Here is an 11,837-nt window from a genome sequence, read left to right on the forward strand (position 1 = left end):
CCCTGGCGCGTGCTGGATCAAAGATAACGGTTCGGACATGCCTTCGGCCAAACGCAACGGACATTAAACAGACGCCGCATAGCTTAAGCGGTTCGATGGCGTAGGAAAAATGATTGATGGCGGGATGATGGCTTGGCAAATGAGACAAGACATTTCCGGGCTTTAAGTGAGCACATTACCCAGGAATTATGAAGATCCAATGTGGGCGGGGGCTTGCTCGCGACAGGCGCCTGGACACCGCGTTTAATCGGATGCCCCGCATTATCGTTGGCGTTCTTCGCGAGCAAGCTTGCTCCTACAGTCAAGGCGTCAGGGCGAGGTTCAGTGCTTGAACATCACATGGCGCACGGTGGTGTAGTCCTCCAGCCCATACATGGACATGTCCTTGCCATACCCCGACAGTTTCTGACCGCCGTGAGGCATTTCGCTGACGAGCATGAAGTGGGTGTTCACCCAGGTGCAGCCATACTGCAAGCGCGCAGCCAAGCGATGGGCGCGTCCCACGTCGGCGGTCCATACGGATGACGCCAGACCGTAGTCCGAATCGTTGGCCCAGCCCAGCACCTGTGCCTCATCGGCGAACTTGGTCACTGACACCACCGGCCCGAACACCTCGCGGCGCACGATCTCGTCGTCCTGCTGCGCATCGGCCAAAACAGTCGGCTCAAAGAAGAAGCCGTTGCCTTCCACCGCCTTGCCGCCGGTGACCAGGCGGATATGCGGCTGCGCCACGGCACGTTCGACGAAACCGGCCACGCGGTCGCGGTGTTGCGCGGTGATCAGCGGGCCCAGCTCGGTGGTCGGGTCGTCCTGCAAGCCGTACTTGATACTGGCGACTGCCGCGCCGAGCTTCTCGACGAACGCGTCGTAGATTTCCGCCTGGGCATAGATGCGGCACGCCGCGGTGCAATCCTGGCCGGCGTTGTAGAAACCGAAGGTGCGGATGCCTTCCACCGCCGCGTCGATGTCCGCGTCGTTGAAGATGATCACTGGCGCCTTGCCGCCCAGTTCCATGTGCATGCGCTTCACGCGGTCGGCGGTGTTGGAAATGATGTTGGCGCCCGTGGCGATGGAGCCGGTCAGCGACACCATGCGTACTTTCGGGTGGTTCACCAACGGGCTGCCCACGGTGGGCCCACGGCCAAAGACCAGGTTGAGCACGCCGGCCGGGAAGATCTCCGACGCCAGTTCGACCATGCGCAATGCGGTCAGCGGGGTTTGTTCCGACGGCTTGAGCACCACGGTATTACCGGCGGCCAGGGCTGGGGCGATTTTCCAGGCGACCATCATCAGCGGGTAGTTCCACGGGGCGATGGAGGCGATCACGCCCACCGGATCGCGGCGGATCATCGAGGTGTGGCCCGGCAGGTATTCACCGCCGGCCGAGCCGCTCATGCAGCGGCTGGCACCGGCAAAAAAGCGGAACACGTCGGCAATCGCCGGGATCTCGTCGTTCAGTGCGGCGCTGTAGGGTTTGCCGCAGTTGTCCGATTCCAGCTTGGCCAGTTCTTCGCCGTGGGCTTCGATCACGTCCGCCAGTTTCAGCAGCAACAGCGAGCGATCCTTGGGCGTGGTCTGTGACCAGCTTTCAAACGCTGCATCGGCGGCCCGCACAGCGGCGTCGACCTGGGCTTCGCTGGCTTCGTTGATTTCCACCAGCACACGGCCCAACGCCGGGTTGAATACGGCCTGCGCCGGGCCTTCGCCTTCGACCAGTTGGCCGTTGATCAAGAGTTTGGTTTGCATGGTTCACTCCTCCAAAAAACTGTTGTTATTGCCCTGAAGAAACCGGCTCTGAGTGTGGGGGCACTTCTCCAATACCCACATTATTTGCCACCACTGCCTGCCACGCTTTCACCGCCGCGGGTCAGGTAATAGGCACCCAGAATCGGGAACATCGTCACGATCATCACCAGCATCGCCACCACGTTGGTCACCGGCACATCCCGTGGGCGACTCAACTGGTTGAGCAGCCACAGCGGCAAGGTGCGCTCATGCCCGGCGGTGAAGGTGGTGACGATGATTTCGTCGAATGACAGCGCAAACGCCAGCATGCCGCCGGCCAGCAGCGCCGAGCCGAGGTTGGGCATGATGATGTAGCGGAAGGTCTGCCAGCCGTCGGCGCCCAGGTCCATCGAGGCTTCGATCAGGCTGTGGGAGGTGCGGCGCAAGCGGGCGATGACGTTGTTGTAGACGATCACCACGCAGAAGGTCGCGTGGCCGACGATGATGGTGAACATCCCCGGCTCGATGCCCAGCGTCTTGAAGGTCGCCAGCAGGGCGATACCGGTGATGATCCCCGGCAGCGCGATCGGCAGGATCAGCATCAGCGACACACCTTGCTTGCCGAAGAACTCGCGGCGATACAGCGCGGCTGAAGCGAGGGTGCCGAGGACCATGGCGATCAGGGTGGCGATGGCCGCGATCTGCAGCGACAGCTTGATCGCTTCGAGCACGTCCGGGCGGGCGAAGGCCACGCTGAACCACCTCAGGGTGAAGCCCTGGGGTGGAAAGCTGAACGCCGCCTCTTCGGTGTTGAAGGCGTACAGGAAGATGATCAGGATCGGGAAGTGCAGAAACACCAAGCCGCCCCAGGCCGCGATCTTCAGGCCGATGGATGATTTCTCAGAGTGCATCGAAGGCCCCCAGGCGTTTGACGATGGACAGGTAAACCGCGATCAGCACGATCGGCACCAGGGTGAACGCCGCGGCCATGGGCATGTTGCCGATGGCGCCTTGCTGGGCGTACACCATGCCGCCGACGAAGTAACCCGGCGGCCCGACCAGCTGCGGCACGATGAAGTCGCCCAGGGTCAGCGAAAACGTGAAGATCGAACCGGCGGCAATCCCCGGCACCGACAGCGGCAGGATCACCTGCATGAAGGTCTGGCGCGGCTTGGCGCCCAGGTCGGCCGAGGCTTGCAGCAACGACGGCGGCAAACGCTCCAGCGACGCCTGGATCGGCAGGATCATGAACGGCAGCCAGATGTAGACGAACACCATGAACCGCCCCAGGTGCGAGGTGCTCAAGGTGCTGCCGCCCACGCCGGGGATTCCCAGCACGAACTGCAACAGCGGCTCCAGGCCCAGGTGCTGCACAAACCATTGCGCCACGCCGCCCTTGGCCAGCAGCAGGGTCCAGGCATATGCCTTGACGATATAGCTGGCCCACATCGGCATCATCACCGCGATATAGAAGAACGCCTTGGTCTTGCCCGTGGTGTAGCGCGCCATGTAATAGGCGATGGGGAAGGCGACGATGGCGCTGGCGAGCGACACCACGATCGCCATGCTCAGGGTGCGCAGGATGATGTCGAAGTTCGATGGCTGGAACAGTGCGGCGAAGTTGGCCAGGGTCAGGTCCGGCGTGACCGCCATGGTGAAGTCGTCGAACGTGTAGAAGCCTTGCCACAGCAAGGTCAGCAACGAGCCCAGGTAGATCGCGCCGAACCAGATCAGCGGCGGTATCAGCAGCATTGCCAGGTAGAGGTTGGGTCTGCGATACAGCAGGTTGGAAAACCTGCGCATCGGCGCTTGGGTCAGGCTCATGTCACACCTCGCCTGCGTGGTCGGTCAGGGTGGTCATGGCGGCCCGCTCCCAGCGTGCGGTGATGGGCTGGCCGACCTGATAGCCGTTGCTGATGTCCAGCCACTGGTTATTCGCCTGGCTGATGTTCAACGCCTGGCCGTTCGCCAGTTTCAGTTCGTAGCGGGTGGCGCTGCCCTGGTACTGGATGTCATGCAACAGGCCGCTGATTTCCACTTCGTCGGCCGCCAGCGGGCCTTCGGCAAAGCGCACGTGCTCCGGGCGGATCGAGAACGGCTGCGGGCTGCCGCTGAGGCGCTGGGCCAAATCGCCGCGAATCACATTGGAGGTGCCGACGAATTCGGCGACGAACGCGGTGGCCGGTTTCATATAGAGGTTGCGCGGGGTGTCGACCTGTTCGATGCGGCCCTTGTTGAACACGGCCACGCGGTCGGACATCGACAGCGCTTCGGTCTGGTCGTGGGTCACGAAGATAAACGTGATGCCGAGCTGGCGTTGCAGCTTTTTCAGCTCGCTTTGCATCTGTTCGCGCAGCTTGAGGTCGAGGGCACCCAGCGGCTCATCCAGCAGCAACACGCGCGGGCGATTGACCAGTGCGCGGGCCAGGGCGACCCGTTGGCGCTGGCCGCCGGAGAGCTGCACCGGCTTGCGCTCGCCGTAGCCGCCGAGGGCGACCATGGTCAGGGCTTCTTCGGCGCGGTCGAGGCGCTCGGTCTTGCCCACGCCTTTGACTTTCAGGCCGTAGGCCACGTTGTCGCGTACATTCATGTGGGGGAACAGCGCGTAATCCTGGAATACCGTGTTGACGTCACGCTGATACGGCGGCAAGCCGGCGGCTTCCTCGCCATGAATCCGGATCGAGCCTGCGCTCGGCTGCTCGAACCCGGCGATCAGGCGCAGGCAGGTGGTCTTGCCCGAGCCGGAAGGGCCGAGCATGGAAAAGAACTCGCCGTCCTGGATATCGATGGAAACCCGGTCAACGGCTTTCACTTCGCCGAACTGACGGGAAACGTGGGTGAATTGGACTGCAAGCGTCATGGTGCGGTGCTCCCAAAAGGCGCGGGTCGTCGCAGCGGCCCGGCCTGGACTTCTGAAAAAACAGAACATCTGTGAATGCGGTCAATGTGGGAGGGAGCAAGCCCCCTCCCACAGGGGGGATTAGCGCCCGCCCATGATCGCGATGTAATCCTGGGTCCAGCGGCTGTACGGCACGAACTTGCCGCCCTCAGCCTGCGGGGTTTTCCAGAAGGCGATCTTGTCGAACTGGTCGAAGCCGTTGGTCTTGCAGCCCTCGGCGCCGAGCAATTCGCTGCCGGTGCAGGCCGCCGGCACCGCCGGCAGGGAGCCGAACCAGGCGGCGACATCGCCCTGGACCTTCGGCTGCAGCGACCAGTCCATCCATTTATAGGCGCAGTTCGGGTGCTTGGCCTCGCTGTGCAGCATGGTGGTGTCGGCCCAGCCGGTGGCGCCTTCCTTGGGAATGGTCGAGGCAATCGGCTGCTTCTCGTTGATCAGGCCGTTGACCTGATACGGCCAGGCGCTGGAGGCGACCACGCCTTCGTTCTTGAAGTCACTCATCTGCACGGTGGTGTCGTGCCAGTAGCGGTGGATCAACGGTTGCTGTGCGCGCAACAGGTCGAGAACGGCTTTGTACTGGGTTTCGGTCAGTTCGTAGGGGCTCTGGATGCCCAGCTCCGGCTTGGTCGACTTGAGGTACAGCGCCGCATCGGCGATGTAGATCGGGCCATCGTAGGCTTGCACGCGGCCTTTGTTCGGCTTGCCGTCCGGCAGGTTCTGCGCTTCGAACAGCACATTCCAACTGGTGGGCGCGGTCTTGAACACGTTGGTGTTGTACATCAGCACGTTCGGCCCCCACTGGTACGGAGTACCGTAGGTTTGCTGGCCGACCACGTACCACGGCGCGTCTTTCAGGCGCGGGTCGATAGTCTTCCAGTTGGGAATCAACGCGGTATTGATCGGCTGCACCCGCTTGCCGACGATCAACCGCAGCGACGCATCGCCTGACGCGGTGACCAGGTCGTAACCGCCCTTGGCCATCAAGCTGACCATTTCGTCAGAGGTAGCGGCGGTTTTCACATTGACCTTGCAGCCGGTTTCCTTCTCGAAACCTGTGACCCAGTCGTAAGCCTTGTCGCTTTCGCCCCGTTCGATATAGCCGGGCCAGGCGACGATATCCAACTGGCCTTCGCCGGCGCCTACCGCTTTGAGCGGTTCGGCGGCCTGCAGGCTGGCGCTGGCCAGCAGCGCGGTGGTCAGGGCACTGAGCAGTGCGGTCTTATGCGCGGACATGGGGAATCCCTCTTCTTTAATTATGGTCGGGGCAGTTTTTTGCAGCCGGTGACGCTTGAGCTTAGTTGTTGTTTTAAAGGTGCTGGCCGTGGCGGGCCATGATGTGCCGCACCACGCTGTAGTCCTGTAGCGAATCGCTGGACAGATCTTTGCCATACCCGGAGCGCTTCAAGCCGCCGTGGGGCATTTCGCTGACCAGCATGAAATGGCTGTTGATCCAGGTGCAGCCGTATTGCAGGCGCGCCGCGACCTGCATGGCCTTGTCCAGGTTCTGCGTCCACACCGACGAGGCCAGGCCGTATTCGGAGTCGTTGGCCCAGTCCACCGCTTGTTCCAGTTCGTCGAAGCGGGTCACGGTGACCACCGGGCCGAACACTTCGCGCTGGACGATTTCATCACTTTGTTTACAGCCGGCGAGCAACGTCGGCTGATAAAAGAAGCCCGCGCCGGAATGCACGGCGGCGCCGGTGACGCGTTCGATATGCGGCTGGCCGAGGGCGCGTTCGACAAAGCTGGCGACGCGGTCGCGCTGGCGCGTGCTGATCAGCGGGCCGAGTTCGTTGTCGGCATCGCGCTTGCCGGCAAAGCGCAGGCTGCTGACCGCCGCGCCCAGGTCGGCGACCAATTTGTCGTGAATCCCCGCCTGGGCGTAGATGCGGCACGCGGCGGTGCAGTCCTGGCCGGCGTTGTAGTAACCGTAGGCGCGCACGCCTTCGACCACGGCTTGCAGGTCGGCGTCGTTGCATACGATCACCGGCGCCTTGCCACCCAGTTCCAGGTGCGTGCGTTTAAGGGTTTTCGACGCGGCTTGCAGGATCTTTTGTCCGGTGACGATATCGCCGGTCAACGACACCATCCGCACCTTCGGGTGGCTGACCAGATGGCTGCCGACGCCTTCGCCGCCGCCGCACACAATGTTGATCACCCCGCGCGGCAACAACTGGTTGAGCGCTGGAGCGAGGGCGAGGATCGACAGCGGCGTGTGTTCCGACGGCTTGAACACCAGGGTATTACCGGCGGCCAGGGCGGGGGCGATCTTCCACGCGGCCATCATCAGCGGGTAATTCCACGGCGCAATCGAGGCCACCACGCCAATCGGGTCACGCCGCACCATGCTGGTGTAGCCCGGCAGGTATTCGCCGCTGAGCTGGCCGGTCTGGCAGCGCACGGCGCCGGCAAAGAAGCGGAACACATCGACGGTGGCGCTCAAGTCATCCTGGCGGGCCAGGTGCAACGGTTTGCCGCAGTTCAGGGATTCGAGGCGGGCCAGGTAGTCGGCTTGGTGCTCGATGGCATCGGCGATGCCCAGCAGAATGTTCGAACGTTGCTGCGGCGTGGTGCGGGACCAGCCGGCAAATGCGCGGTGGGCGGCGAGGATCGCGGCTTCGACCTGTTCGATGCTGGCTTCGGCGATCTGGGTCAGCACTTCGCCCGTGGCTGGGTTGAGAATCGGTTCGACAAAGCCCTGGCCCTGGACCAGTTCGCCGTCGATCAGCAACGCAGTAAGCAGCGGGGTGGGCGCAGCGGACATTTTTCGCGATCTCTTTTCTTGTGTGGCCATGGGCGTTCTCTTACAAGGCGCCCGACTTCTCTTATGGATGCACAGAGACTAGAGGTCAGGCGCGAGGTCAACAAATACTAAATACTGAATGCAGCATTCGATTAAATAGATGGCTTGCGCGGGTGCGGCTGTTCCCGCGCCACGGTCAGGAACGGGTCGACCAGTGCCGGGCGCGCGGTGCCACGGCGCCAGGCGAGGCCGACGTCGAGGGTCTGGCTGAGGTCGGCGATGGGGCGCGCTTCGATAATGTCGCCCTCCAGGGACCAGGGGCGGTAGGTCATGTCCGGCTGGATCGACACGCCCAGGCCGGCGGCCACCAGGCTGCGCACGGCTTCGGTGGAGGCGGTGCGCAAAGTGACGTGTGGTTGCAGGCAGGCAGAGGCCCACATGCGTTGGGCGTTGTGGCCCATTTCGTCGACGTTCAGCTGAATCAACGGCTCACGCGCCACATCGGCCAGGTTGATGCTGTCGTGCTCCAGCAGCGGATGTTGCGCCGGCAGCCACAGGCGGTGGGGCGAGTGGGTGAGTACTTCGGTCTGCAGGGCGTGGCGGTCTTCGAGGTTGGAGAGGATCAACACGCCCACATCGATCTCGCCGCTGACCAGCAAATGCTCGATGTACGGGCGCTCATCCTCCATCACGCGGATTTCCACATTGGGGTAGGCGCGTTGGAAGCGGGTGAGCAGGTCGGCCAGGTAATAACCGGCCACCAGGCTGGTCACGCCGACGATCAATTGCCCGGCCACCTGGTCGGTGCTCTGCTGCAGGCTGCGCTTGGCGTTGTCGACGGTGGCCAGGATCAAGTGCGCCTGGCGCAGGAACTGATGGCCCTGGTGGGTCAGGGTCATGCCCTTGGCGTGGCGGTTGAACAGGTTGACGCCGATTTCCTGCTCCAGTTGCTGGATCGCCAGGGTCAGGGTCGACTGCGAAATAAACGCGGTTTGCGCAGCGGCGGAGATCGAACCGGTCTCGGCCACGGCGATGAAGTGGCGGATCTGACGCAAGGTCATCATGCTGGAATTACCAGTGGGGTGTTTTTATCGATTTGCTCGAGTGTATATCGATTTAACCGAAGGATAGCCGCGTTACATCTGGAAGCACTCTAGATCGGGGTTTTTTGGCGCTAAGTTTTACGCTGGGAGTCTATTGGTCTTATGAACCCTGGTGTCTGGAGGCTACGCATGAATACCCGTGGATTACTCGAACAACTGCTCAAGTCTGGTCAAGACATGTTGCAGAACAAGGCCGGCGGCCAGCGCAAATCCGACGACAAAGGCGCCCTCGGCGGCCTGCTCGGCAGTGGCGGGCTCGGCAGTTTGCTCGGCGGCGCTGGCGGCGGGGCCCTGGCCGCTGGGGCCATGGGCCTGCTGCTGGGCAATAAAAAGGCGCGCAAATTCGGCGGCAAGGCCCTGACCTATGGCGGGTTGGCGGCATTGGGCGTGATCGCCTACAAAGCCTATGGCAACTGGCAGGCGCAACAGGCCAGCGCGCCCCAAGGCGAGCCGCAGACCATCGACCGCCTGCCGCCAGCCCAGGTCGAGCAACACAGCCAGGGCATCCTCAAGGCGTTGGTGGCGGCGGCCAAGGCCGACGGGCATGTGGATGAGCGCGAGCGCGCGCTGATCGAAGGTGAATTCAACAAGCTGGATAACGACCGTGAATTGCAAAGCTGGCTGCACGGCGAGCTGAACAAACCCCTCGACCCGGCCGACGTGGCGCGGGCCGCCGGCACCCCGGAAATGGCCGCCGAGATGTACATCGCCAGTGTGATGCTGGTGGATGAGGAGAACTTTATGGAGAAGGCGTACCTGGATGAGCTGGCGCGACAGCTCAAGTTGGAGCCCGGTTTGAAGGTTGAATTGGAGAAACAGGTGCGCCAGGCGACGCTTTAGGGATCGTTCCTCCTCATAAATGTTCTTGCGCGACCGCAAGCAGGTCTCAAGCAACCACAACCCCCGGTCCTCACCTTACAAGGGCGATGGCTACTTGCATGATGCAAAAACCCCTCAAACCGCCGCCGACGGTCCCGCCAGCGGTGGTCTTGGCTCCTCGGGTAATGAAATAGCGGCGCATGCCAGCGGTGTCCTTTTGTTAGCAGGGACCAGCACGCTAGGCTCGGCGAGAAAAGCCTGGTAGTCGGACGTTGTAGGTTGGTTCTGGGAAAAGGGTGCCTCAGGCCACCCTCTAGGCATGCCTGCGCACGATGAAGATCGTTCTCACGTTCTGTGGAAACGATTTAACAAATCTATTTATGGCAGCCCCCACGGTCTGGATAATTCCAGTGTAATGAGGTACCGCTCTTCTGTGGGATGCCGATAGTCCTTGAAGCGCCCAACTACCAACATGACTTGGTATTTGTTTTCTGCCCGCCAGTAAGACTTGCCACCCCGGTTCACATTTCGCAATCGAGCACGCCATTCAGGTGTGTCGGCGAATGGAGGGTTGGAGGCGACTCGGATGGGCAGCCAGCCGGCATTGCTCCATTGTTTTTGCAAATACAGCACGACGTTGAGGGTGTCATCGAGCAATAGCGGTTCGATTTGGGGGGACATGCGGATACTGCCAACGCGCTCCTTGTCGAAACTTACCGCGAGGAAGCGGGCAGGCGGGGTAACGAATCCATATTGAGGGTCTATGAAGCGTAGACGGGCATCGGACTTTGGTAGCCTCCCCCATATTTCTCCGGGAATAGCAGGGGCGATTGCTGCACTGGAGCGCTGACGCATGTCTTCCCAAGGCTCCCCAAGCATCAGTGCGATTTCTGGCGTACTGGTGAAGAAACGTATCATTCCTACCAGTAGTACGGCAGCGAACAATACAAGTGCGGCATGTCGCCAGTTTACTTGTGAGGGCAGGTTCATCGCATGCCCCGACCTGCAGCGACGTCATCCAGCGCTTGTTCGATTCGATGCCGCTCACCGCTATTTAACAGCTTGTCAAATTGCGCGGCGGCCTTGAGCACGAAGGTCATGCGTTGATCGATATCGGCCAAGTTGGCGATGGGGTTGTTGCTGAACTCAATGGTCCTGCCGTCATCAACAGAGCGGCATTGGCTTGCCAGCGTTAGCTCAATGGCTTGCGCGACTCCGGACGGTATGCCCGTGACGTATGAAAGATGGTTGCTACGTAGCAGAGCCACTAATTTTTGGTCGGTATACATGGTTGGCTGAAGGATATTTTGCTGTTCATGCCAAGCCAGATACTTAACACTTTCGGCGATATTTCCTTCGTCAATGGCCTGAAAGGCTTGCAGAATGTAGTCGTGGTCAAGCCCAAACCTTAAATTTTCCTGCCCCACCGGCCACAACACCCGCTGCAGCCCATCCTCAAAAATGTTCTGGCGCGAGGACAGGCAGGTCTCAAGCAACCCCAACCCCCGCTCCTTATAAAACGCATGCAACGGAAACACATCCAAAAACAGCGTGGTATTGCCCATCGCCATCATCTCGTACACATGTTGATAAAGCTGCTGCACGCTCGATAGCGGTTCACCCTCGCGCCGCCAATCAACATCAGGCACCGGGTTATTACGGCTGGCCTGTTCATACTCCCGCAGGCGCCGCTCGTACTCCCGCAGCTTTGCCTGCCGTTCACGCTCCTCGGCGCTGAACAACCCCCAAACCCCTTTCCGGGCACTTCTTCGCAATTGCTCCGCCGCTTCAAATTCCGCCTGAATTTTCTCGATGGATTCTGCCGCGTGCAGCAAACCGCACCCCACTTGCTTGGAGGCAAACGCCGCAAGGCCCGCCCACTGAAAACGGTTGTCGAGGCGCCAGAGCTGGGCATACGCCGAGTTGATGAGCCGGTTGCGCAACCTGGGGTCGGCGATCAGCTTGCCGCCGGGGGCGATCACGTCTTCTGCCTGCTTCTGGTAGAAGCGCCAATTGCGCTCGCAGGCTGACTCGAGTATTTCGCTGAAAGCGGAAGGCGTTGAGCTCGGGGTAGGATTTTTCGCGGGCGCTGGTGCTTCCGATGCAGTCGCGCTTCGGCGGTGTACCGCGGAGTCTTCGGCGGTAAGGGTCTGAAACCGCTCGAACTGGTCGGCCAGCAGGCGCGGGGGCGGGTCGCATTGGCAGCGGCAGAGATCGTCCGAGAGCGCCACCCGTCGCCCTCGTGCCCACTGCTCCAGGCGCGGGCCAACACAAACTATGAGCCCGGTGGTTTTGCACACCGGGCAAAGCACCTCATGACCTTCAAGGGCGATATCCACTTGGGTGATGCGAAAGCCCGTCAAACCGCCGACGACGGTCCCGCCAGCGGTAGTTTTGGCTCCTCGGGTAATGAAATAGCGCCGCATGCCAGCCGTGTCCTTTTGTTAGCAGGGACCTGCACGCTAGGCTCGGCGAGAAAAGCCCGGTAGTCGGACGCTTCGCGGGTTTTTGTAGGTTGGTTCTGTAATTACCTTCAGGGATGTTTTTG

At 61.5% G+C, this 11,837-nt stretch carries 10 protein-coding genes; 1 reads left to right on the forward strand and 9 read right to left on the reverse strand.

Annotation, left to right across the window (positions count from 1 at the left end):
* Nucleotides 1-321 precede the first annotated feature (321 nt).
* From RGV59_RS11990 to RGV59_RS12020, 7 genes are all read right to left on the reverse strand, one after another.
* Nucleotides 322-1,746: a gamma-aminobutyraldehyde dehydrogenase gene (locus tag RGV59_RS11990; RefSeq protein WP_046484929.1), complete on the reverse strand. Its 1,425-nt coding sequence runs from the start codon at nucleotides 1,744-1,746 to the stop codon at nucleotides 322-324.
* An 80-nt stretch (nucleotides 1,747-1,826) separates the two neighbouring features.
* On the reverse strand, nucleotides 1,827-2,636 hold the full coding sequence (locus RGV59_RS11995; RefSeq protein WP_010563467.1) for an ABC transporter permease: 810 nt from the start codon (nucleotides 2,634-2,636) through the stop codon (nucleotides 1,827-1,829).
* The gene (locus RGV59_RS12000) at nucleotides 2,626-3,549 is read right to left on the reverse strand and encodes an ABC transporter permease (protein ID WP_057005800.1); all 924 of its coding nucleotides are present in this window, start codon (nucleotides 3,547-3,549) and stop codon (nucleotides 2,626-2,628) included. Before RGV59_RS12000 ends, RGV59_RS11995 begins: the two co-directional genes overlap by 11 nt.
* 1 nt (nucleotide 3,550) lies before the next feature.
* Complete coding sequence (locus RGV59_RS12005; protein ID WP_126586096.1) at nucleotides 3,551-4,585, reverse strand: ABC transporter ATP-binding protein; 1,035 nt, start codon at nucleotides 4,583-4,585, stop codon at nucleotides 3,551-3,553.
* Nucleotides 4,586-4,705: 120 nt separating this feature from the next.
* On the reverse strand, nucleotides 4,706-5,857 hold the full coding sequence (gene ydcS, locus RGV59_RS12010; protein WP_017844682.1) for a putative ABC transporter substrate-binding protein YdcS: 1,152 nt from the start codon (nucleotides 5,855-5,857) through the stop codon (nucleotides 4,706-4,708).
* Between the two features lie 73 nt (nucleotides 5,858-5,930).
* Nucleotides 5,931-7,388 carry a gamma-aminobutyraldehyde dehydrogenase gene (locus tag RGV59_RS12015; protein WP_017844683.1) on the reverse strand — a complete coding sequence of 486 codons (1,458 nt, stop codon included), beginning with the start codon at nucleotides 7,386-7,388 and terminating at the stop codon, nucleotides 5,931-5,933.
* 131 nt (nucleotides 7,389-7,519) lie between these two features.
* Nucleotides 7,520-8,431 carry a LysR family transcriptional regulator gene (locus RGV59_RS12020; protein ID WP_017844684.1) on the reverse strand — a complete coding sequence of 304 codons (912 nt, stop codon included), beginning with the start codon at nucleotides 8,429-8,431 and terminating at the stop codon, nucleotides 7,520-7,522.
* A gap of 168 nt (nucleotides 8,432-8,599) precedes the next feature.
* Here RGV59_RS12020 and RGV59_RS12025 point away from each other — a divergent pair, with 168 nt between their 5' ends.
* The gene (locus RGV59_RS12025) at nucleotides 8,600-9,310 is read left to right on the forward strand and encodes a tellurite resistance TerB family protein (protein WP_017844685.1); all 711 of its coding nucleotides are present in this window, start codon (nucleotides 8,600-8,602) and stop codon (nucleotides 9,308-9,310) included.
* A 357-nt stretch (nucleotides 9,311-9,667) separates the two neighbouring features.
* On the opposite strand, the gene RGV59_RS12030 is transcribed toward RGV59_RS12025, so the two are convergent.
* Together RGV59_RS12030 and RGV59_RS12035 are read right to left on the reverse strand one after the other, a co-directional pair.
* Nucleotides 9,668-10,279, reverse strand: a complete 612-nt coding sequence (locus tag RGV59_RS12030) for a hypothetical protein (protein WP_126586094.1) — start codon at nucleotides 10,277-10,279, stop codon at nucleotides 9,668-9,670.
* On the reverse strand, nucleotides 10,276-11,715 hold the full coding sequence (locus RGV59_RS12035; protein ID WP_322246951.1) for a PAAR domain-containing protein: 1,440 nt from the start codon (nucleotides 11,713-11,715) through the stop codon (nucleotides 10,276-10,278). The genes RGV59_RS12030 and RGV59_RS12035 overlap by 4 nt, the downstream gene beginning before the upstream one ends.
* Nucleotides 11,716-11,837: the final 122 nt, after the last annotated feature.

Origin of the sequence: Pseudomonas sp. FG1 (genome assembly GCF_034313875.1) — a bacterium.
Lineage (GTDB): Bacteria > Pseudomonadota > Gammaproteobacteria > Pseudomonadales > Pseudomonadaceae > Aquipseudomonas > Aquipseudomonas veronii.